This window comes from Nonomuraea sp. NPDC050310 (assembly GCF_040655795.1).
Taxonomy (GTDB): domain Bacteria; phylum Actinomycetota; class Actinomycetes; order Streptosporangiales; family Streptosporangiaceae; genus Nonomuraea.
Genome location: NZ_JBFAKP010000007.1, coordinates 208,039 through 229,178, shown reverse-complemented (window position 1 = coordinate 229,178; position 21,140 = coordinate 208,039). Strand labels below are relative to the sequence as shown.

21 protein-coding genes are annotated in these 21,140 nt (G+C 74.7%); 9 read left to right on the top strand and 12 right to left on the bottom strand.

Going from position 1 to position 21,140, the window contains the following annotated elements; all coding sequences use genetic code 11:
* Window positions 1–10: 10 nt before the first annotated feature.
* The 4 genes from AB0I67_RS20035 to AB0I67_RS20020 form a co-directional block, all read right to left on the bottom strand.
* Window positions 11–1,558 (bottom strand): serine hydrolase domain-containing protein, encoded by a 1,548-nt coding sequence (locus tag AB0I67_RS20035; RefSeq protein WP_357925450.1) that lies wholly within the window; start codon window positions 1,556–1,558, stop codon window positions 11–13.
* A gap of 5 nt (window positions 1,559–1,563) precedes the next feature.
* Window positions 1,564–2,409 (bottom strand): M55 family metallopeptidase, encoded by an 846-nt coding sequence (locus AB0I67_RS20030; protein ID WP_357925447.1) that lies wholly within the window; start codon window positions 2,407–2,409, stop codon window positions 1,564–1,566.
* Window positions 2,410–2,435: 26 nt separating this feature from the next.
* Window positions 2,436–3,887: an MFS transporter gene (locus AB0I67_RS20025; protein WP_357925444.1), complete on the bottom strand. Its 1,452-nt coding sequence runs from the start codon at window positions 3,885–3,887 to the stop codon at window positions 2,436–2,438.
* Window positions 3,888–3,950: 63 nt separating this feature from the next.
* Window positions 3,951–4,565, bottom strand: coding sequence for a TetR/AcrR family transcriptional regulator (locus tag AB0I67_RS20020; RefSeq protein WP_357925441.1), 615 nt, complete (start codon window positions 4,563–4,565; stop codon window positions 3,951–3,953).
* Between the two features lie 57 nt (window positions 4,566–4,622).
* Here AB0I67_RS20020 and AB0I67_RS20015 point away from each other — a divergent pair, with 57 nt between their 5' ends.
* A complete protein-coding gene (locus AB0I67_RS20015; RefSeq protein WP_357925438.1) occupies window positions 4,623–5,933 on the top strand; it encodes a M14 family zinc carboxypeptidase in 1,311 nt (436 codons plus the stop codon).
* Here the strand turns inward: AB0I67_RS20015 and AB0I67_RS20010 are convergent.
* Window positions 5,930–7,411, bottom strand: coding sequence for a hypothetical protein (locus AB0I67_RS20010; protein ID WP_357925435.1), 1,482 nt, complete (start codon window positions 7,409–7,411; stop codon window positions 5,930–5,932). The genes AB0I67_RS20015 and AB0I67_RS20010 overlap by 4 nt on opposite strands.
* Window positions 7,412–7,498: 87 nt before the next feature.
* Between AB0I67_RS20010 and AB0I67_RS20005 the strand changes: the two genes are divergently transcribed.
* The gene (locus AB0I67_RS20005) at window positions 7,499–8,620 is read left to right on the top strand and encodes a HAMP domain-containing sensor histidine kinase (RefSeq protein ID WP_357925433.1); all 1,122 of its coding nucleotides are present in this window, start codon (window positions 7,499–7,501) and stop codon (window positions 8,618–8,620) included.
* A complete protein-coding gene (locus AB0I67_RS20000; RefSeq protein ID WP_357925432.1) occupies window positions 8,617–9,273 on the top strand; it encodes a response regulator transcription factor in 657 nt (218 codons plus the stop codon). The genes AB0I67_RS20005 and AB0I67_RS20000 overlap by 4 nt, the downstream gene beginning before the upstream one ends.
* A gap of 22 nt (window positions 9,274–9,295) precedes the next feature.
* Here the strand turns inward: AB0I67_RS20000 and AB0I67_RS19995 are convergent, their stop codons facing one another.
* Window positions 9,296–10,192 carry a LysR family transcriptional regulator gene (locus tag AB0I67_RS19995; RefSeq protein ID WP_357925431.1) on the bottom strand — a complete coding sequence of 299 codons (897 nt, stop codon included), beginning with the start codon at window positions 10,190–10,192 and terminating at the stop codon, window positions 9,296–9,298.
* Between the two features lie 76 nt (window positions 10,193–10,268).
* Here AB0I67_RS19995 and AB0I67_RS19990 point away from each other — a divergent pair, with 76 nt between their 5' ends.
* Together AB0I67_RS19990 and AB0I67_RS19985 are read left to right on the top strand one after the other, a co-directional pair.
* Window positions 10,269–11,324 carry a pyridoxal-phosphate dependent enzyme gene (locus AB0I67_RS19990; protein WP_357925428.1) on the top strand — a complete coding sequence of 352 codons (1,056 nt, stop codon included), beginning with the start codon at window positions 10,269–10,271 and terminating at the stop codon, window positions 11,322–11,324.
* Window positions 11,325–11,378: 54 nt separating this feature from the next.
* Window positions 11,379–11,897, top strand: a complete 519-nt coding sequence (locus AB0I67_RS19985) for a DUF1707 domain-containing protein (RefSeq protein WP_357925425.1) — start codon at window positions 11,379–11,381, stop codon at window positions 11,895–11,897.
* Window positions 11,898–11,977: 80 nt separating this feature from the next.
* Here AB0I67_RS19985 and AB0I67_RS19980 read toward each other — a convergent pair whose 3' ends face one another.
* Window positions 11,978–12,289 carry a DUF6355 family natural product biosynthesis protein gene (locus AB0I67_RS19980; RefSeq protein ID WP_357925422.1) on the bottom strand — a complete coding sequence of 104 codons (312 nt, stop codon included), beginning with the start codon at window positions 12,287–12,289 and terminating at the stop codon, window positions 11,978–11,980.
* 167 nt (window positions 12,290–12,456) lie between these two features.
* Between AB0I67_RS19980 and AB0I67_RS19975 the strand changes: the two genes are divergently transcribed.
* Window positions 12,457–13,677, top strand: a complete 1,221-nt coding sequence (locus AB0I67_RS19975; RefSeq protein WP_357925420.1) for a hypothetical protein — start codon at window positions 12,457–12,459, stop codon at window positions 13,675–13,677.
* 109 nt (window positions 13,678–13,786) lie between these two features.
* The gene (locus AB0I67_RS19970) at window positions 13,787–14,497 is read left to right on the top strand and encodes a hypothetical protein (protein ID WP_357925417.1); all 711 of its coding nucleotides are present in this window, start codon (window positions 13,787–13,789) and stop codon (window positions 14,495–14,497) included.
* A gap of 120 nt (window positions 14,498–14,617) precedes the next feature.
* Here AB0I67_RS19970 and AB0I67_RS19965 read toward each other — a convergent pair whose 3' ends face one another.
* Both AB0I67_RS19965 and AB0I67_RS19960 read right to left on the bottom strand, forming a co-directional pair.
* Window positions 14,618–14,866 (bottom strand): DUF6011 domain-containing protein, encoded by a 249-nt coding sequence (locus tag AB0I67_RS19965; protein ID WP_357925415.1) that lies wholly within the window; start codon window positions 14,864–14,866, stop codon window positions 14,618–14,620.
* Window positions 14,863–16,038: an FAD-dependent oxidoreductase gene (locus AB0I67_RS19960; RefSeq protein WP_357925412.1), complete on the bottom strand. Its 1,176-nt coding sequence runs from the start codon at window positions 16,036–16,038 to the stop codon at window positions 14,863–14,865. Before AB0I67_RS19960 ends, AB0I67_RS19965 begins: the two co-directional genes overlap by 4 nt.
* A gap of 159 nt (window positions 16,039–16,197) precedes the next feature.
* On the opposite strand from AB0I67_RS19960, the gene sigJ reads away from it, so the two are divergent.
* On the top strand, window positions 16,198–17,100 hold the full coding sequence (sigJ, locus tag AB0I67_RS19955; protein WP_357925409.1) for an RNA polymerase sigma factor SigJ: 903 nt from the start codon (window positions 16,198–16,200) through the stop codon (window positions 17,098–17,100).
* Between the two features lie 2 nt (window positions 17,101–17,102).
* Here sigJ and AB0I67_RS19950 read toward each other — a convergent pair whose 3' ends face one another.
* Window positions 17,103–17,795: an amino acid racemase gene (locus AB0I67_RS19950; RefSeq protein WP_357925406.1), complete on the bottom strand. Its 693-nt coding sequence runs from the start codon at window positions 17,793–17,795 to the stop codon at window positions 17,103–17,105.
* A gap of 71 nt (window positions 17,796–17,866) precedes the next feature.
* Here AB0I67_RS19950 and AB0I67_RS19945 point away from each other — a divergent pair, with 71 nt between their 5' ends.
* On the top strand, window positions 17,867–18,901 hold the full coding sequence (locus tag AB0I67_RS19945) for an AsnC family transcriptional regulator (RefSeq protein ID WP_357925404.1): 1,035 nt from the start codon (window positions 17,867–17,869) through the stop codon (window positions 18,899–18,901).
* A gap of 19 nt (window positions 18,902–18,920) precedes the next feature.
* On the opposite strand, the gene AB0I67_RS19940 is transcribed toward AB0I67_RS19945, so the two are convergent.
* Window positions 18,921–20,132, bottom strand: coding sequence for an amidase (locus AB0I67_RS19940; protein WP_357925402.1), 1,212 nt, complete (start codon window positions 20,130–20,132; stop codon window positions 18,921–18,923).
* A gap of 37 nt (window positions 20,133–20,169) precedes the next feature.
* Complete coding sequence (locus AB0I67_RS19935) at window positions 20,170–21,045, bottom strand: LysR family transcriptional regulator (protein WP_357925400.1); 876 nt, start codon at window positions 21,043–21,045, stop codon at window positions 20,170–20,172.
* Between the last annotated feature and the right edge of the window lie 95 nt (window positions 21,046–21,140).

Below are 21,140 nucleotides of genomic sequence, written 5' to 3'. Positions count from 1 at the left end.
GCCCTCGGCGTCAGGTGAGGCCGGGCGGGATGCCGACGGCCACCGTGTCCTCGGGCTGTACGGCGAAGCGCAGCCCGCGCAGGCCGGGCCCGTCGAGCAGCAGGTCGCCCGAGTCCGCGACGCGGAAGCTGAAGGCGCCCGCCCGCCAGGCCCCGGCCGGTGCCGGGGCGACCGGGGCGGCGTAGGTCAGCCCCACCCGCAGTTCCCCCTTCCGCAGGACGGCCAGCACGCCGAACTCGTCGTTGAGCCACACGCCCTCCGGCGGCGTCCCGGAGCCCGGCGGGTCGCAGGGCACGAACGCGGTCGGCCACCGGATGGAGCGGTCGTCCCCGAGCAGGAGCCGGCCGTCCTCCAGCGTCAGCCAGGCGCCCACGGCCACGCCGGTCTCGTGCCAGCGGCCGTCGTCGCCCGCGGTGAGCGTCAGCTCGCCCGGACCGGTCACGGAGATCGCGTCGTCCGGGGCGGCCTCGATGCTGAGCGTCGCCTCGGTCTGCGGGTCGCGCCAGTGCCCGACCAGGTCCGCCCGCCGCACGGGGGCCGGGGAGGCGACCGGGCGCGAGGCGGGGCTGGGGACGGACGGAGCGCCGAGGGTGCGGGCCAGGCTCAGGCTGAGCCCGACCGGGTCCAGGCCGCTGTGGTTGGTCAGGACCGCCACGCCCAGGCCGGAGTCCGGCAGGTGGACCAGGTTGCTCACGTATCCCGGCATGCCGCCGGCATGGCCGTACCCGCGCAGGCCCTGGGCGTCGAGGTGGCAGATCCCCTGCGCGTACGGCAGCACAGTGCCGTCCGCCAGCACCGTGCGCTCCAGCAACGCCTCGCGGACCTCGCTCCCCAGCACCCGCCCGTCGGCCAGGAAGCCGAACCACGGCGCGAGGTCGGCGACGCTGGTGACCAGCCCGCCGTCACCCACCGCGCTCTCCTCGGTGTCGGCCCGGCGTCCCTCGCCGGTGTAGCCGAAGGCCAGCCGCGGCAGCGGAAGGGAGGCGTCGTCACGGAAGACCGAGTCGTCCATGCCGAGCGGCCCGAGCAGCCGCTCCCGGGCGAAGGCGGCCAGCGACAGCCCGCCGGCCCGCCGGATCACCGCGGCGGCGAGGATGTAGCCGGTGTTGGAGTAGGAGAAGGCGCTGCCCGGCTCGAACAGGGTCCGGCGGATGCCGGCCAGCAGCCGCAGCAGCCGGTCCTCGTCGAGCCCGCGCAGCGGGACGCCGGTCACCGCGTGCAGGGCGTACCACTCGGGCAGCCCGCCGGTGTGCCGCAGGCACTGGCCGAGCGTGACCGGGACCTCCAGCCGCAGCTCGGGCAGGTGCGTCCGGACGTCGTCGGACAGCCGCACCTTGCCGTCGGCGGCCAGCAGCAGCAGGCAGGTGGCGGTGAACTGCTTGCTGATGGAGGCGATGTCGAAGCGGGTGTGCGCGTCGATCGGGACGCCGAACTCGACGGTCGCCGCCCCTCGGGTCGAGGTGTGCAGGGCCTGGCCGCCGGAGTAGACGCCGACCGCCAGTCCGGGACCGTCCGGGCGCAGGTCCAGGGCGTCGAGTGCTTGCTCCACGAGCTCCACGTCGATCACCGCTTGCCGTACAGCGCCATGCGGCTGATCATGGCGTCGGCGGCCAGGTGGTAGCAGACCGTGACGCAGCCGAGCAGGTCGCGCGGGTTGGTGAAGGTAGCGGCCAGCGTCTTGTCGGCGATGCGGCGTACCCCGGGGATCTGCGCGCCGAACTCGGCGGCGGGCGTGCTGGGCATGTCGATCTCCAGTTCGAGCACCTCCGGCAGCTCCAGCGGCGTCAGCTCGCCGGCCGAGCGAACCGTCTCGGCGGCGGCCTCGCGGATCTGCCGGGCCGCCTCGGACGGGGAGAGGCTGTCGGCGGCGGTGTGGCCGTGTGCGATCTTGACGGGCACCGTTCGGACGCCGGGGAAGACCTTCTCCGCGACGCCGCAGATCACGTCGTCGCCGGTCAGCAGCCCGATGGGCACGCCGACGGCGGCGGCCTGCAAGGCGTTGACCTCCGCCTCGGAGACCAGGGCGCCGTTCAGCCGGACCTCGTAGAAGTGCGAGGAGAAGGTGTGGGCGAGCACGCCGGGCGAGCCGGCCGCGGCGTGGTAGCCGAGGAACATGGCCACGTCGTGCTCGGCGGCGACGCCCTCGGCCATGCAGTCGAGCTTGGGCGTGCCGAAGATGAGCCGGGCGCGCGGGTCGAGCTCCTCGTGCAGGAGGTTGTCCATGGTGCCGTGGCTGTCGTTGACCAGCACGCTGTCCGCGCCGGCCGCGAAGGCGCCCTCGATCGCGGCGTTGGCCTCGGCGGTCATCAGCCGCTGCGAGCGGGGGTATCCGTGCCCGCCGCGCACGACCTGATCCATGGTGGCGATGCCCGCCACGCCCTCCATGTCGATGGAGATGTAGACCCGCACCGGTTGCTCCTCTCGCTCGCTGGCGTTCACAGGGTGTCACCCGGGACGGGCCCCGGCTTTGTCGCGGAGGCAGAAGCCGCGCCCGCCGTTTGGGCGCTGCGCACTGCGGCGGGGACGGCGAAGGCGGCCACGACGGCCAGCAGGCCGATGGCGGCCGACAGCAGGTAGGTGTCGACGAAGGCGGCCTCGGTGGGCAGGCCGCCGACCGCGCCGGAGGCGAGCACCATGGCGCCGAGCTGCGCCCCGAAGGTGCCGCCGACGCTCTTGGCGACGAAGACGACGCCGCTGACGCCGGCCGCGCGCTCGCCGGGCACGTCGCTCGCCACGGCGTTGAGCCCGGCGGTCAGGCCGACCGCGGCGCCCAGTCCCATGATCGCCACCCCGGTGACGATCTGCCACGGGCTGTCGTGCCAGTAGGCGAGCATCGCGGTGCCGCCGCAGACGAGCGCGCTGCTCAGCGCGAGGACGGCCCGCCGTCCGAGCAGCCGGGTCAGCGGCCCGACCAGCGGTGCGGCCAGCGTGCCCGTGACGCCCATCGGGAACAGGTAGAGGCCGATCCACAGGGTGTCGGCGCCCAGGCCGTAGCCGGTCTCGACGGGGGCGGCCAGCATCATCGGCAGGGCGACCACGAGCCCGAAGGAGGCGAAGCCGAACACCGCGCCCATCGCGGTCACCGCCGCCGGGGTGCGGGCGGCCAGCAGCCGCAGGTCCACCAGCGGGTCGGGCAGCCGCAGCTCGACGACGGCCCACACGCCCAGCGTCCCGAGCGCGGCGGCGAACAGGGCGAGCGTGCCCGGAGCGCTCCAGCCCCAGGCCGGGGCGACGGTCAGGGCCAGCATGAGCAGTGCCAGGCCGCCGCCGAGCAGCAGCCCGCCCAGCCAGTCCACCCGCGCTCCGCGGCCGTGCGCCTCACCGGCCGCGCGGGTGGTGGCCGGGACCGCGAACCAGGCCCAGACCCAGGCCGCCGCCCCGCCCGCGAGGGCCAGCAGGAACAGCGCCCGGTAGCCGAGGGCCGAGCTGATCGGCCCGGCGAGCACCAGGCCGAGCGCGCTGGCCAGCGCGGCGACGCCGATGACCAGGCCGTTGCCGGTGGCCGCCCGCTCGGGCGGGAGGGTGTCGCGGAACAGGCCGACGGTCAGCGGCAGCATGCCGAGCCAGACGCCCTCGACGGCCATGCCCACGATGAGGGTCAGGACATCGGGCGCCAGCGCGGACAGGAGCAACCCGGCGCCGCTGACCGCCATCAGCGTGAGCATCAGCCGGCGCTTGTCGTACAGGTCGGCCAGCCGCCCGATGATCGGGGTGCTGATCGCCGAGCTGATCAGCGACCCGGTGAAGATCCACGCCAGCGCGCCGGGCGAGGCGCCCAGCTCGCGCTGGATGAGCGGGAGCGCGGGCGAGAGCGTCATCTCCATGGTCTGGAGGACGCCGATGAACATGACCGGCGCGCCGATGACGCCGAAACCGGATCTGGGCATGGTCGTGCCTTTCGGGGTGGGGTGACAATGGCCGCGCGGTCCCCCCGAACCCTCGGCCGGGTGCTAGGCGGGGCCGAGCACCCTCGGTGTGATCAGGGCCAGGGCGGTGTCGACGAAGAAGCTCTCGTCCGGCTCGTGGGCGCCGAGCACGACGCCCTGGCCGAGGCCGGACAACAGTGCTTTCAGCGCTCTGGCCAGGCGCAGCGCCTGCGCGCCGGTGAGGGCGGCCCCGTCGTGCTCGCGGCCGGCGAAGAGCGCGGCCAGGTCGACCTCGGTCGATCGGATCGAGGCGGTGAGCCGGGCGAGCAGGCCGGCGTCGTTGAGCACGAGGTCGAGGACGCGGGTCTCGAACAACATCATCTTCCCGGCCGCCTCGGGATCGTCCGAGACGCGCAGGAAGCGCCGGGCGACCTCGGCCACGGCCTCCTCCAGGCTCGTGCCGAACTCGCCGGCCTCGGCCGGGCGCAGCTCGACCGGCCCGGCGTAGTCCTCGACCATCGCGACCATGAGGTCGGTCTTGCCGCCGAAGAGCGAGTAGATCGCGCCGGTGGTCAGCCCGGCGAGCTCGGCGATGTCCTCCAGCTTCGCCTTGGAGCCGTCCCGGCCGACCACCTCGCGGGCCGCCTCGACCAGCGCCCGCCTGTTGGCCGCCTTGCTCTCCGCTCTCGTCAACCGCATGCCGTAACGATAATCTGAATTATTAGAATAATCCAGATTATCTTTCGGAGGCCGAAGATGGACGTCGCCCCCTTCCTGAGCCGGGTGCCCGGCTACACCGCGTTCCCGACCGTCGACCAGATGCACGCCGAGCTCGACGAGCTCGCCGCCGCCCACCCCGATCTGGTACGGCTGCGCCGCATCGGCACCTCGCGGCTGGGCGAGCCGCTGCGGGTGGCGAGCATCGGCTCAGGACCGGACGACGCCGTGATCATCGGCGGCCCCCACCCCAACGAGCCGATCGGCGCGCTCACCGTCAGCGCCCTGCTGCGCCTGCTCGTCGAGGACGCCGAGCTGCGCGAGGGGTTCGGCTACCGCTGGCACCTCATCCCCTGCGCCGACCCGGACGGCGCCCGGCTCAACGAGGGCTGGTACGGCCGGCCCAGCGACCGGCGGGCCTACGCCGAGCACTTCTACCGGCCGTGCGAGGCCGACCAGGTCGAGTGGACCTTCCCGCTCACCGGTCCCGGCTACTTCTTCGACCGGACGCTGCCGGAGACCGAGGCGCTGATGCGGCTGATGGACGAGACCAAGCCGGCCTTCGTCTACTCCCTGCACAACGGCGAGCTGCAGGGCGCCTTCTACTACCTCAGCCGGCCCGACCGCGAGCTGGCCGAGCGGCTGGCCGCGCTCGCCACGGCCGAGGGGCTGCCGCTGCACCTCGGGCCGCCCGAGGTGCCGAGCGCGGTCGCGATCGGGCCTGCCGCCTACGAGACGCCGCGAGGCGTGCACCTCGGTCCCGTCTTCGGCGTCGGCGGCGGCAGCGTCGACTACGCCGACCGGTTCGACGCCCTGCACCTGGTCACCGAGCTGCCCTACTGGGCCGACGAGCGGGTGGCCGACCAGACGCCGACCGACCGGCGCTACGCCGACGACATCCAGGCCTTCCTGAAGGGGCAGCGCGCCCTGATCGGCGAGCTGGCGGCCTCGCTCGCCGCGGTGCGGGCCGATCTGACGATCCACTCGCCCTTCCGGCGGTCGCTGGAGGACTTCGTCGGCACGCACGACGAGTTCATCGACGCGTGGGAGGACTTCCCGGACGCCGACCGGCCCGCGACGGTGGCCGAGGTGGTCGGCAACGAGCAGGTCGTGCACAGCATGCGGCTGCGCTACTGCGGGACCTACCTGCGGATGCTGGACGCCGAGATCGGGGCGGGAAACCGGACGCCGGCCATCCGGGCCGAGCGGGCGCGGCTCGGGGCGCGGTTCGACGAGTGGTTCGCCGAGGCGGAGGAGGCGGCGGTCTCCACGCCGATCCCGCTCCGGTCCCTGGTCGCCGTCCAGCTCGGCGCGGCCCTGCTCGCCGCCGACGCCGCCCGGCGGGGCTAGGCCGGGACGGCGGTGGCGCGTTCCGCTCGCCGTACGGCCAGCAGGAGAGCCAGTACGGCGTAGCCGCAGGCCACGGCCAGCCCCGCCCAGAACGGCAGCGGATAGAACCCGGTGGCGGGCACGTAATGGCCCGCCACCTGCGGGTAGGCCGGGATGGTCTGTGTCACCGCGTACCCCGCGGCCGGCGTGAGCGCGTGCAGCCAGCCCGCCACGCCGCCCGGCACCGCCACCGCCGCCAGCGCGGGCACCACCACGAGCAACGCGGTCACGCCGATCGCGACCACCCGACGCCGGACCAGCGCCGCCACCCCCACGGCCAGGGCCGCCACCACGGCCCAGAACACGGCGACCCCCACGATGACCCGCACCTCGGTGAGCGGCGAGACCGGCAGCGGATGGTTGCCACCGGCCCGCAGGATCGGCTCCCCCGCCAGCAACGCCACCGCCGCGACGACCAGCCCGCCGGCGAACCCGGCCCCGGCGGCGACCACCGCCTTGGCCGCCACCACGCGGCCTCCGGCCTCTTCCTCACCCGGCCGGGTACGGCTCGCGCCGAACAGCGAACCGACCACGACCAGGGCCAGCAGCCCGAGCGGCAGCCCGGTGAGCAGGTGCTCCAGGCGCACCCCCGCGGTGACCGGCCCGATCGCGCCGACCCCGGTCAGCGTCATCGTGTCGCCCGACCGCACGAGGCCGCCGGGGTGGTGGGGAGTCACCCCGTCCTGCTCGAAGACGACGCCCACGTCGTCCTGCCGCCAGCCCGAGCTCGCGCCGGTCACGCCGATCCGGTCGAAGGTCGCGGTGGCCTCGCTGAAGCGCTGGGCGGCGCCGAGCCCCTCGACGGTCAGCGCGCCCGGGGAGGCGGCGAACAGGCCGATCCTGGCCGGACCCGCCAGGCGGGCGCGGCCGATCTCGCTCCACCGGCGGCCGTCGCCGGACTCGTAGCCGGTGATCGTCTCGCCCGCCCGGGTGAGCCGCAGCCAGCGCGGGCCCTGCGCCGCGCTGCCGGCCAGGTCGCCGGTGAAGTCGTACTGCATGCGCACGCCGTGCCCGTGGGCGGTCAGCACGGCGACGTACGGCGCGCCCTGCCGTACCTCGGACTTGATCATCAGCCCGGCCTGCGACCAGGGGGCGACGCCGGGCACCGGCGGCGGCCCGACCGGGTCGCCCGGCGGGGGCGGCTCCTTGATCCGGCCGGTCATCGGGCCGACGCGCGCGGTGATCGTCCCGTCGCCGTCCAGGGAGCGGTGCACGAAGAAGAAGCGGTCCTCGACCGCCTCCCCGCCCGGCCCCAGCGGCGGCGGCGGGCACGGCCCGTCGACGACGGCGCCCTGCGTGCAGCTCGACCGGCTGCCCGCGGCGAACAGCAGGCCCAGCGCCAGGGGGATCAACATGGCCACGGCCAGCCCGGCCACCAGGCCGCGCGAGCGCCGGAACCCGGCCCACTGCGCGCCGGTGAGCTCGGCGAAAGTCATCATGGCCGCAGTTGTAGGGCCCAGCGGGTTACACCGGCCGAACGAACCTTGTCACATCGGTGTTAGGCCGGGGACGGCATGCTGGGGTGCATGAGAAGGCTGGGTGTCAGGCTGCGGTTCACGCTCCTGCTGGGCGGGCTGTTCGTGCTGTCCGGGCTGGGCCTGCTGCTCGTCCTGTTCGTGCTGGTGCTCGGGCCGACCCGGATCAGCCACAGCGTGCCGGCCGGCGTCCAGCCCGCCTCGGCGGCCCAGCAGCGCATCGAGCAGTTGGAGACGGAGGTCTCGGAGCTGCGCGAGGGCCAGACCCGCCAGCTCGTCGTCGGCGCTGGGGTGGCGCTGCTGGTGATGTCCGTGGCGTCGGTCGGGCTGGGCCGGATCGCGGCCGGGCGGGTGCTGCGCCCGCTGCGTACCCTCACCGCCGGCACGCGCCGGATCTCGGCCGACAACCTGCACGAGCGGCTCGCGGTGGACGGGCCGGCCGACGAGGTCAAGGACCTGGCCGACACCATCGACAACCTGCTGGAACGCCTGGAAGGCGCGTTCGCCGCGCAGCGCCGGTTCGTGGCCAACGCCTCGCACGAGCTGCGAACCCCGCTGGCCACCATGCGGGCCTCGATCGACGTCGCCACCGCCAAACCGGAGCCGCCGCCGCCTCAGACGCTGCTGCTGGCCGACCGGCTGCGCACCGAGCTCGACCAGGTGGACCGGCTGCTCGACGGCCTGCTGACCCTGGCCCGTACGCAACACCAGCGCGGCGCGCTGCCCGACCGGGTCCCGGTCAGCCTGGCCGACCTGCTGGCCGAGGCCCTGGCCGAGCGCTCCGCCGCCATCGCCGACCGCGCCCTGACCGTGCACGTCACCACGCCGGATGATCAGCTCGGAGACGGGCTGGTGCAGGGCAGCCCGACCTTGCTCGCGCAGCTCGTCGGCAACGTGATCGACAACGCCGTGCGGCACAACCGGCCCGGCGGCTCCATCCGGGCCGAGCTGCGCCTCCGCGCCCTGGTCGTGGAGAACGACGGCCCGCGGCTCGACCCGGCGCAGGTCGCCCGCCTCGGCCACCCGTTCCAGCGCCTCGGCACCGACCGGGTCAACAGCGATGGCAGCGGCCTGGGCCTGTCGATCGTCGCCGCCATCACCTCCGCGCACGGCGGCCGGCTCAACCTGACCGCCCGCCCCGAGGGCGGCCTGCGCGTGGAGGTCACGCTGTGAGAGTGCTCGTCGTCGAGGACGCCCGAGCCCTGGCCGAGGTCATCGCCGAAGGGCTGCGCGACCAGGGCATGGCCGTCGACGTCGCGCTCGACGGCCTCACCGCCGCCGCCAAGCTCGACCTGGCCCCCTACGACGTCGTCGTCCTCGACCGTGACCTGCCCGGCCTGCACGGCGACACCCTCTGCGAGATGATCACCAGCCGGGACGAGCGGGTCATGGTGCTGATGCTCACCGCCGCCGGCGCGCCCGGCGACCGGGTCAGCGGCCTCACCCTGGGTGCCGACGACTACCTCGCGAAGCCCTTCCACTTCCCCGAACTGGTGCTCCGCGTCCGGGCCCTGGCCCGCCGCCGGCCCGCCGCCCGTGGCCGGGTGCTGCGGGTGGCCGGGGTCGAGCTCGACCCCCTCCGGCGTACGGTCACCCGCGACGGCCGGCAGCTCGACCTGTCGGTCAAGGAGTTCGCCGTGCTGGAGGCGCTGCTGCGGGCCAGCCCGGGCTTCCTCAGCGCGGAGGACCTGCTCGAACAGGTGTGGGACGAGTTCGCCGACCCCCTCACCAACACCGTCACGGTCACCGTCAGCCGGCTGCGCCGCAAGCTCGGACCCCCGGCGATCATCACCACCACACCGGGCGTGGGCTACCGCCTCCTCTGAGCCGCCTGCGCCTCGGGCCCGGCTACCGGGCCGGACTGGCGCGTCCCGCCTGGCGGAGGGCCTCGCGGCAGGCGCGGACGGCCGGGTGGCCGCTGCGGCCCCGCCGTACGACGGTGAACAGGCGGCGCACCCCCTCGCCACCGGGCAGCGGACGGAGCGGGACCGTCGGCGGGCGGCCGTTCCAGACGAGGTCCGGCAGGAAGGCGGCGGCCAGCCCCTGCTCCACCAGCCGCACGTGCAGCAGCAGGTCGGCGGTCTCGAACCGGACGTCGGGCTCGAACCCGGCCGCCCGGCAACGCGCCGTAGCCCACTGCCGCGCGGCCGTCCCCTCCGGCTCCATCGCCCACACCTGGCCGGCCAGATCACGCAAGGCCCCGCCACGGTGGGCCGGCGGTGTGGCGAGGTGGATGGGGTCGTCGAGGAGGTCCTCGCGGGCGAGGCCGGCGGGGCGGGCGTCGGGCAGGCCGGGGTACTCCTCCCCCACCGCCAGGTCGAAGTCCCGCGCCAGCAACGCGGGCAACGCCTGCTCCGGCTCCAGTTCCCGCAGGTGCACCCGCAGCCCGGGGTGCCGCGCCCGCAGCCAGGCCAGCGCGGCCGGGAGCAGGGCGAGCGCGGCGGTCTGGAAGGCGGCCACCCGCAGGGTCCCGGTCAGCTCGGCCGATGACCCGGCCACCTCCGCCTCGGCCCGCTCCAGCCGCGCCAGGATGGCCTCGGTGTGCGCGACCAGGATCTCGGCCGGCCCGGTCAGCCGTACCCGCCGCCCGGCCGGCTCCAGCAGCGGGACCCCGACCTCGGCCTCGAGCTGAGCGAGCTGCTCGGACACCGTGGACGGCGCGTAGGAGAGCGCGGCGGCGACGGCCGCCATCGTCCCCCGGTGCTTGAGCTCACGCAGCAGCCGCAGCCGGTGCAGGTCGTACATCGGTCGGCCTTTCCGATGGGTACATGTCGGATACATCCGCTGGACCGATGCTAGCCCTCGGCGGCAGCCTGGACCGGTGACGACTGACTGGGTCACCCGACCCGCCGCCCGCACGTGGACCTGCCCGCCCGCCCCGCCCGAGGCCCGCGCCTTCCACGCCACCCTGCCCGGCTACCACCCGACCCCGCTGCCCGAGCTCCCGGCGCTGGCCGAGGAACTGGGCGTCGGCCGGCTGTTCGTCAAGGACGAGTCCGACCGCCTGGGCCTGCCCGCCTTCAAGGCGCTCGGCGCCTCCTGGGCGATCCACCGCGCCCTGGCGGGACGGACCGGCCCGCCGGCCACCCTGGTCACCGCCACCGACGGCAACCACGGCCGTGCCGTCGCCCACGTGGCCCGCCTGCTGGGCCAGCACGCGCACGTCTTCGTCCCGGCCGGCGTGTCCCCGGAAGCGGTGGCCGCCATCGCCGCCGAGCAGGCCCGGATCACCGAGGTCCCCGGCCCCTACGACGAGGCGGTACGGCAAGCCGCCCGGGCCGCCGAGCAGCCCGGCGCGCTCCTCATCCAGGACACCGCCTGGCCGGGGTACGAGCAGGTGCCGGGGTGGATCGTCGAGGGCTACTCCACGCTCTGCGCCGAGGTGGACGACCAGGTGGCCGCCGCGGGTGCCGGAGGTCCCGACCTGGTGGTGGTCCCGGTGGGCGTCGGCTCCCTGGCCCAGGCCGTCATCACCCACTACCGCAGCCGTACCGGCGGGCGCTCCCCCGCGCTGCTGGCGGTCGAGCCGGAGACCGCCGCCTGCGTCACCACGAGCCTCGCCCTCGGCCGGCCGGTCACCGTCGCCACCGGCGAGACCGCCATGGCGGGGCTGAACTGCGGCACGCCGTCCAGCCTGGCCTGGCCGTACCTCGACGAGGGCCTGGACGCGGCGATCACCGTGTCGGACGCCGCCGGCGCGCGGGCCGCCCGTGACCTCGCGGCCCTCGGTGTGCACGCCGGGCCTTGCGGAGCCGCGCCGCTGGCAGGACTGCGGGCGGCCCTCGCCGGGCCCGGGCGCCGGGAGGCGCTGGGCCTCGGGCCGGAGTCGGTGGTCGTCCTGCTCAGCACCGAGGGGGTCGCTCAGTTGCGTACGTAGTACCCAGTGGCCTAGCCTGGCTTTACCGCGTACGGCGTACCCAGTGGAGGCGGCGTGAGCAGGATCGGTGAAGCCGAGCGCGACGACGCCGTGCGGCGGCTCAAGGAGGCCTACGGCGACGGGCTGCTGACCCACGAGGAGCTGACCGAGCGGCTGGACCGGGCGCTCACCGCCGGGAGCCGCGGGGAGCTGGCGGCGGCGCTGGAGACGTTGCCGGACGGGACGGCTTCGCTCACCGCGGTCAGCGGGCGGATCCGGCGGCGCGGGAGGTGGCGCGTGCCGCGGGTGCTCAAGGTGGAGTCGGCGCTCGCGCGGGTGCACCTGGACCTGTCGCGGGCGGTCATCGACCATCCCGTGGTCGAGATCGAGCTGCGCCTGGGCACCGGGCGGGCCCGGATCACCGTGCCGCGCGACGCGGTCGTGGACCTCGAGGACCTGCGCGCCGGCCTGAAGGCGCCGCGGTATCGCGGCGGGACGGCGGGGCGCGAGGGCGGGCCGAGGATCCGGATCTCCGGGGCGATGGGCACCGGCCGCCTGACGATCCGGCACGCCTGGACGCGGAGCGCCGGGTAAGGGTCGCGGAAGGCCGGGTGAGGGTTGCCCACAAAGGGGCCGGGTGAGGGAGGGGACCCTCACCCGGCCCGGTCAGCGGGTCAGCAGGTGCCTCGGTTGTAGGCCCGGAAGACGTCGTTCCACGGGCCGACGTGCCGGACGCTGCCGGGGGTGACGCAGTGGTAGCGGTTCGGGCCGAAGATGCGGGTCACGAAGACGTTCTCGTTGGCGTCCGTGCAGTTCTTGTACATCGCCTGGTCCCCGTCCCGGTACAGCCCGCAGGGGTTGCGCGCCGCGGCGGCCGCCTCCGCCGCCTGCGCCGACCCGGCCGCGGCGGCGCCGGCCAGCAGGGTGGAGCCGAGCGAGGCGGCGAGCGCGAGGGCGGCCCAGCGTGCGGTGGTTGTCCTGGCCATGGTGTGACTCCTTAGGTCCGGCCCCCGCCGCCGTGGCGGGGAGCGCTACGTCCACCAGCGAAAACGGCCGGCCGGGGTGTCCAACAGGCTCTCGGACGGTCCCATCCATTCCCGGACACGGACCGTGACTGGCTTTACACTCTCCGAGTGGAGTGGAGGGTGGGGCGATGAGCGCGGGACCCGAGTCCGTGCACGGGCACGAGGACCTGGTGCGACTGCTGGCCAGGCAGTTCGCGCTCGCCGATCTGTCGTTGCGCGAGCTGGAGTCGCGGGCGGACCGGGCGGGCGGGACCCGGCTGCCCCGGGCCACCGTCGCGGACATGCTCGCCGGGCGGCGCTTTCCGCGGCGGGCGGTCATGCTGGCGTTCCTGCGGGCCTGCCGGGTGCCGGAGGCCGAGCTGCCGGCGTGGGACCAGGCGTGGGAACGGGCCCAGGTCGCCCGCGTGACCCAAGGGTCCAGGGCGGGAACGCCCAGCCCAGCCCCACCCGAAGCCCCCGAGACCCTCGCATCCACCACCGCCCCCGCAGCCGGAGCCACCCCCGCAGCCACCGTGCCCGCAGCCACCGTGCCCGGAGCCACCGTGCCCGAGGCCGCGGCACCAGGGGCCCTCGCGCCTGGGGCTGGCGCGGCGGGCGCCTCCCCCTCGCCCGCCGAGGTCGTGGCCACCGTCCGAGCGCTGGTCCCCGAGCAGCCGGTGCACGCGAGCGAGCCGTCACAGCCGAGCCGGACGCCGGTGCTCAAGCCGTCGCTCTTCTACCCCGCCCGGCCCGGCCGGCGCCCGGTCGTGGTGGGGGCGGTGATCGCGGGCACGGTGGCGGTGGCGGGTGCCGTAGCCACGGGCGTCCTCATCGGCCGCCGCGCCACCCCAGCCCCGCCCACCCCCGCCGAACGCCTGCTGGCCCGCCCGGTGACCGGCCACATCGTCAGCGACGACGGCCGCGCCTTCGGCCCGGGCGGGTCGAGCCGCTTCACCGTCCACGTCGACCCGGCCAACACCGGCGTACGGCTGATCCGCCGCCTCGACGTCGGCGTCCCCCTCCAGCAGGCCAAGGTCACCGTGAACGGGGCGAAGGCGGGCCAGTGGCGTCCCCTGCTCGGGGACACCGACTACAAGTGGCGCGACCAGGTCTTCCAGATCCCCGCCGGCCTGACCGCCGGCCGGAGGGCGCTGGCCATCGTCAACACCTTCGTCGCCGCCGAGGGGTTCAACGAGTTCCGCTACCTGGTCGAGCACCGGGTCGGCGGCACCTGGTCGGCCGCCGACCGGCTCGACGTCGGCGACGCGGCCAGCGAGGCCGCGCACGGCTACCGGATCGTCGGGGAGGGCTGGCGTGGCACCCAGACCTTCGCCTACCCGCCCCTGCGCAAGGACTGGACCGTCCGGTGACCGTACATCCGGGTTGTAACCGGGCATCTGTCCGGCCCAGCAGCCGCAGAAAATTAGGTAACCCTAACTAGGTGGCATGTTCGGCTTTTTTCTCGCTACCGTGACCCGCATGCGCAGCGAAACGGTCATTCCTTGCCTGCCCTGCCGCTTCCTAGACGACATCCTGCCCTTCTACGCCGCCCTCGGTTTCGAGCTCACCTACCGCCAGGACCGGCCCAATCCGTACGCCGCCCTCCGCCGGGAGGGCATCGAGCTCCACTTCTTCGGCCTCCCGGAGTTCGACCCCGAACAGTCCCTGGGGAACGTGGTCGTCCTCGTCCCGGACACGGAGGCCCTGCATAAGGCGTTCGCCGCCGGGCTCCGGGCGGCGTTCGGGAAGATCCCGGTGTCGGGGATGCCGCGGATGACGCGGCCCCGGCGGATGCAGGGCACCGCGGGCGGGTTCACGGTGATCGACCCGGGAGGCAACTGGGTACGGTTCAGCCGCTACAAGGAGGACGCCGACGAACCGGGCGCCGAGGAGGGACGGCTGGCCCGGGTGGTGTCCACGGCCGCCCGGCAGGCCGACTCGCACGGGGACGAGCACGCGGGGATCCGGGTGCTGGAGATCGGGCTGGAGCGGCACGCGGACGCGCCTGCCGTACAGCGGCTTCCGGCTCTGGTCTACCTGGCCGAGCTGCGGATCCGTACCGGCGACCGGGACGCGGCGGCGGCGCTGCTGGCCGAGGTCGAAGCCCTCGAGCTCAGCGACGCCGAGCGGGCGGCGGTGGCCAAGGAACTGGCCACCGCCGCCGAACTCACCGCGGACCTCAACGCCTGACCACCCGCCCGCCAAGACAGCCGGCCGAAGAATCGGCCGGCCAGTGAGACAGCCGGCCGAAGAGACAGCCGGTCAGCGAGGGGCCGGAATTCAAGGCGACCCCGTCGGTGAGGCGGCCGGTCAGCGAGGGGGCCGCTCCTGCTGAGGCGTCCAGTTCTCCAGCAGATCCCCCTGCCCCGCGCAGTCGCCGCCCGGCCGCACCCCGGTCAACCTGAGCGGTCTCCGCTCCTCGATGCCGAGCTTCTTCCGGCACGTGGGCCCGATCACGAACCCCAGCGACTCCGGATCCCGCAGTTTCCGCTTGCACGCCCGGCACCGCGCCGCATGGGCGCGGACCTCGGGCAGGCCGAGAAGGTCGAGCTGGCTCATCCACCCATTATCACCACGGCACCTCCCCGCGCCCCGCCCTTGGAACCGCGGTCGCGCAGTCGCTTCGACACCACCATCCGGCACGTCATCTCCTTGATCACCGCACCGAGCCGCCCGCCGACGAAGACGTTCACCACGCTGTCGTCGCGGCGGGCGAGCTGCCGGAGGCCGGCCCGCCGGCCCAGGCTGAGGCACGCCCCGCTGAAGGCCACCTCGGCCCGGGCCGGCTCGGTGCCGTCGAGGTGGCTGAGCACGGTGGCGGCGGCCTGCGCCCCGAGCGGGACCGCGGCGTAGCCGCTCATCCGCAGCGGCCGGCCCGACGGCGCGGCGGCGTCGCCCGCGGCGACGATCCGGTCGTCGTCGACGCTGGTCAGCGTCTCGTCGGTGAGGAGGCGGCCCAGCTCGTCGGTGCGGAGCCCGCTCGCCGCGGCGAGGGCCGGCACCCCGAAACCGGCGGTCCAGACGGTGAGCGCGCTGGCCAGTTCGCCCCCTCCCGCCTGGACGGAGACGGTGAGCTCGCCGCCTCCGGTCAGGACGACCGCGTCCGGCCGCACCTCGCTCACCACGGCGCTCTCCAGGACGGTGACGCCGTGCCGGGCCAGCCACCTGGCGACGTACCGGCGGCCGGGCGCGCTCAGGTAGGGCGCCAGGGCGCCGCCGCACACCAGTGTCACCCGGCGCCCCTGCTCGGCCAGTTCGGCGGCGGTCTCGACGCCGGTCAGCCCGCCGCCGACCACGGTGACCGGCGCGTCGGCGGGCGTCCGGTCCAGCCGGTCGCGCAGCCGCCGGGCGGCTTCGAGCTCGGCGAGGCCGAAGGCGAACTCGGCCGCGCCGGGCACCGACGACGGGATCGCCGCGCTGCTGCCGACCGCGTAGACGACGTGGTCGTAGCCGAGGGCCTGGCCCGATGCCAGCCGTACCGCGCGGGCGGCGGTGTCGATGCGCGTGACGCGGTCGACGACCAGGCGCACCCCCGCCCCGAGCAGCGTGCCGTACTCGAGGGTGGCCTCGCCGGTGCGGGCCACGTACTGGTGCAGGCGGATGCGGTCCACGAACTCGGGCCGCGGATTGACCAGCGTGACCTCCACATCGGTACGGCGGCGCAGCCGGTTGGCGGCGACCGTTCCGGCGTAACCGCCGCCGATGACGACGACCTGGTGACGTGCGGGCATGGCGATGATCCCTTTCGCTGGGTGGTGGTCCGTCACCTGTCCGACCACGCGGCCCGTCAGGATGTGAGGCGCTGAAGGACCTCACGTTCCGCCGCGCTGTCCGGTCGAACGGGTGACAGACCCGACAAGGGGCAGCACGGACCCGACGGCCAGGAGACCATGACCGACCACCCCGAACTCGGCGCGATCATGAACGAGCGGCGCCGGCTCATCAACCTCGCCTACCGGCTGCTCGGCTCCCTGGCCGACGCCGAGGACGTCGTCCAGGAGACCTACACCCGCTGGTACGGCCTGTCGCGCGAGCAGCAGGAGGCCATCGTCTCCCCCGGCGCCTGGCTGACCACCGTCGCCGGGCGGATCTGCCTCAACCTGCTCTCCTCGGCCCGGGCCCGGCGGGAGACCTACGTCGGCGAGTGGGTCCCCGAGCCGCTGCCGGACCCGAGGGAGTGGCTCACCGGCCGGCCCGACGGCGGCACCCTCGACCCGGCCGACCGGGTCACCCTCGACGAGTCGGTCTCCATGGCCTTCCTGGTCGTGCTGGAGGAGATGACGCCGGCCGAGCGGGTCGCGTTCGTCCTGCACGACGTCTTCCGCTACTCCTTCGCCGAGGTCGCCGGCGTCGTCGGGCGTTCCACCGCCGCCTGCCGCCAGCTCGCCTCCTCGGCCCGTCGCCGCCTTCGCGCCGCTCATCCGCCCGCCGCTCCGGCGGCGCGGCAGGCCCGGGTGGTCGGCGACTTCAAGCGGGCCTGGGAGACCATGGACATCGAAGCCCTCGTCGGCCTGCTCGACCCGGCCGCCACCGTCGTCGCCGACAGCGGCGGCCTGGCCAGCGCCGTCCTGCGGCCGATCCAGGGCGCCGAGAACATCGCCCGCTCCCTCACCGCCCTGTCCGGCCGGCTGCGCGACCTGACCTTCCTGGAGAGCACCGTCAACGGCCGCCCCGGCCTGATCGCCCAGGAGGCCGGCGTCACCGTGTCGGTGTACGCCTTCGAGGTGAGCGGCGACCGGATCACGCACATCTGGAGCATCCGCAACCCCGGCAAACTGCGCGCCTGGCGCTGAGGTCAGCCGGTCAAGGACAGGGCGGCGACCTTCCGGGCCAGCAGGCGGGCCGGGTCCAAGACCGGGACGGGGAGGTGGGCGGGGTCCAGGGCGAGGACGATCTCGGTGCAGGCGGCCACGATGCGGTCGGCGCCGCGGGCGGCCAGGGAGCGGGCGACGTCGGCGAGGGCCCGGCGGTGGGCGGCGGTCGCGGCGCCGGCCTTGACGGCGGCGATGGCCGCGCTGACGTGGCGCTGCTCGGCGGGCGTGGGCTCGACGGGCTCGATGGAACGCCGGCGCAGGGCGTCGCCGTACAGTCCGGAGTGCAGGGTGCCGGCGGTGGCGAGCAGGCCGGCGGCGGCCACGCCCGCGTCGGCGAGGGCGTCGGCGGTGACCTCGACGATGCTGACGAGTTCGAGCCCGGCCTCGGCGGCCAGCCGCGGGACGAAGGCGTGCGCGGTGTTGCAGGGCACGGCGAGCACCTCGCACCCGGCCCGCTTGAGCGCCTGGATGCCGTGCTGGAGTTGCGGGGTCGGGTCCTCGCCCAGGCCGAGCAGGCTGAGCGAGCGGTCCGGGACGCGCGGGTCGGCCCAGATGACGACCGGCACGTGGCTCTGGTCGCCGGTGGCGGGCGTCTCGGCGACGAGCTTGGCGTAGAAGTCGGCGGTGGCGGCGGGTCCCATCCCGCCCAGGATCCCGACGAGGCGAGAGGTCATGGTGCCCCAGGATCGCCGGATATGGTGACCTCGCCGCGAAGCGCGGCTATCCGGCGGCCGAAGGGGCGCGCATGCAGGATTCCGGCGGGGAGCCGCTCCGGTTGTTGTCCGAGACCGACCTGGAGCTGATCGACGCGCTGCAGGTCAACCCGCGGGCGAGCTGGGTCGAGATCGGCGCGGCGACCGGCGCCGACCCGGTGACGGCGGCACGGCGCTGGCAGCGGCTGACCGGCGCGGGCGAGGCATGGACGACGGTCGCGCTGGGCCCGCGGCAGATGCACGACCTGAACATGGCGATCCTGGAGATCGACTGCGAGGCGGGCGCGGCGGTGCCGGTGGCGGCCAGGCTCGCCGAGGCCAGGCATCTGATCACCGTCCAGCACGTGGCCGGGGCGCACGACCTGTTCGTGATCGCCGCGGCGGCCTCCATGCCGGCCCTGGCCGACTACCTGCTCGCCGATCTGCCCCGCGTGCCGGGGGTGGTCCGGGTGCGCACCCATCTGGCGACCCGGATCTTCGAGGCGTCGTGCCGGTGGCGGCTGCGGGTGCTGCCGCAGGCCGCGGCGGCCCGGCTGGCCCGGCGGGCGGCGGCGCCGGAGTCCACGCGGCCGATGGACGAGGTGGACCGCCGGCTGTTCCACGCGCTGGTCGCCGACGGCCGGGCCGGTTACGCCGAGCTGGCCGAGGTCGTCGGCGCGTCCGAGCGGACCGTGCAGCGGCGGCTGTCGCGGCTGCTGGCCACGGGCGACGTGGACTTCCGCTGCGACCTGGCCCGCTCGCACGCCGGGTGGCGCTCGTCGGCGGTGTTGTGGCTGCGGATGCCCGACCGGCTGCTGGAGGAGACCGGGCGGGCCCTGCTCGGCTGGCCGGAGACCCGCACCTGCGCGGCGCTGGCCGGCTCCAGCAACATGCTGCTGACCGTCGGGCTGCACTCGGTCACCGACCTGCATCCGCTGGTGGTGCGCCTGGAGGCCGGCTTCCCGCACCTCACCGTGGCCGACCGGCAGATCGTCCTGCGGCAGACCAAGCTGTACGGCAGGCTTCTCGATCCGGTCGGGCGGTGCACCGGGGTCGTCCCGGTCGACCCGTGGAGCCTGGGCGGCTGAGCCCGGGAGGGAGCGGGGGTCAGCGGGGTTCGGGGATCGGCTCGCCGAGCGCCTCCCGCGCCAGTCCGGCCCGCAGCACGACCGCCTCCTCGCGCCCGACGAGCTGCAGGTCGCCGATGGCCAGCGCGGGCAGCCCGAGCGCGGAGATCACCGCGGTGAACCGGGTGACCTCGGCCCGCACCGCGGCCTCGTCGCAGCCCACCCGCGGCGCGGGCCCGCCGAGCGTCGGCATGATCAGCAGGTCCACCCCGGCCATCCGCTCGGCGAAGGCCGCGCGGGCCGCGGCCAGCCCGGCGACGGCCGCCGCGTACTGCGCCGGCTCGACCCCGGCCGCCGCGTCGAGCTTGCGCCGCACGCCCTCGCTGTAGCGGTCGGCGTTCACCGGGTAGGTCCCCTCGTGCACGCGGCGGGCCTGCGCGCCGAGGATGGTGCGGTAGTGCTCCCCGATCTCGTACGGCAGGGCGAAGTCCCGCAGCTCGGCCCCCAGCTTGGTGAAGGCGTCGGCCCAGTCCCCGCCCTCGACGACCCCCACCACCCATCCGGCCAGCGACCGAGCAGGCTCGACGCGCTCGGAGGCGAGCACCTCCCACACCCGGGCGAGGTCGGCGACCGTGGTGGCCATCGGCCCGACCACGTCGAACGCCGGCGCCAGCGGCGCGACCCCTTCCTCCGAGACCATCCCCGCCCGGGGCCGCAGCCCCACCACGCCGCAGCAGGCGGCCGGGATCCGCACCGATCCGCCGGTGTCGGTGCCCAGGCCGAACCGGGCGATCCCGGCGGCCAGCGCCGCGCCGGTGCCCCCGCTGGAGCCGCCGGGCGTCAGGTGCGGGTGGCGAGGGTTGCCCACGTCGCCCCAGTGCGGGTTCTCGCTGGTGATGCCCCAGGCGAACTCGTGCTGGTTGCTCTTGCCGACCAGCAGCGCCCCGGCCGCCTCCAGCTTCTCGACACAGGGGGCGCTCTCCAGGGCGGGATGCCTGCCGTACAGCAGGGAGCCTCGGGTGGTGGGCAGGCCGGCCACGTCGATCATGTCCTTGGCCACGAAGGTCCAGGAGTCGAGCGGCCCGCCCGGTGGCCGGCCGGGCAGGCCGGCGAGCCGGTCGATGACGGGGGCCGGTCCGGCCTCGATGAGGATGTTCTGGTCGCTGTGCCGCCGGATGGCCTCGGCCGACCGGGCGATCGCCGCCTCGCGTTCCACGGGTGCTGTTCTCCTGACGAAGGTGCTGATGAGCACGGGATCGTGACAGATCGGGCCCGTCCGCGTCGAGGGGTCAGACCTCCAGGGCGTCCAGGAGGGCCTGCAGCCTGGGGGTCTCGCGGTCGGGCCGGACCAGCGCGAAGACGCTGCGGCTGGTGTTCAGCCAGGGCACGTCGGCGACCACCACGTCCGGTCCGTGCCCGGACAGCGCCAGGTCGGCGATGAAGGCCGCGCCCACCCCGGCGCCGATCAGCGACATCGTGATCTTGAAGTCGTCGGAGTGGCAGGCCACGGACGGGTACAGGTCCAGGCGGGAGAAGACGCCCTCGAAGAAGGAGGCGTCGCTGCTGCCCGGGTGGTGCATGATCCACGGCAGGTGCACGAGCTGCTCGACGCGGTACGGCGCCAGGTCCGGCCAGCTCGCCGGGAGCACCAGCTTGTAGGGGTCCTCGGCGATCCAGCGCCGGCTCAGCGCCGAGGGCCATGACAGGCCGGAGTTGCCGACCTGGTAGACGATCGCCGCGTCCATCTCGCCGCCGGCACCCAGATGCGGGATGAGCTGCGAGGACTCCCCCACGGTGATCCGCACCCCGGCCCGGTCGGCCGGCTCCATCGTGCGCAGGACTCCGGCCAGCCGGTCCACGAGGCTGGGGAAGACCCCGAGCCGGATCTGCCGCTCGCTGCCCCGGTGCACGGCCTGCACCGAGGTGATCATGCGTTCGAGGTCGGCCAGCACGGTTCCGGCGTGCCGGGCCAGCACCTGCGCCGCGCCGGTCGGGAGCACGCTGTGCGCCGAGCGCTCGAACAGCCGCACGCCGAGTTGCTTCTCCAGCGCGGCCATCTGCTGGGAGACCGCGGAGGAGGTGTAGCCGAGCCGGTTGGCCGCCGCGGCGAAGGAGCCGAGCTGAATGACCTCACGGAGCGTGCGCAGGTGTTCCGGCTTCAGCATCAGCGTTCCTTGCTCTCAGCTTGGCTAAATGTCGTGTTTATAGCGCTTCCATGCCCATTTCGCTACTTCTACAGTGATGCCCACTGTCACTCCCC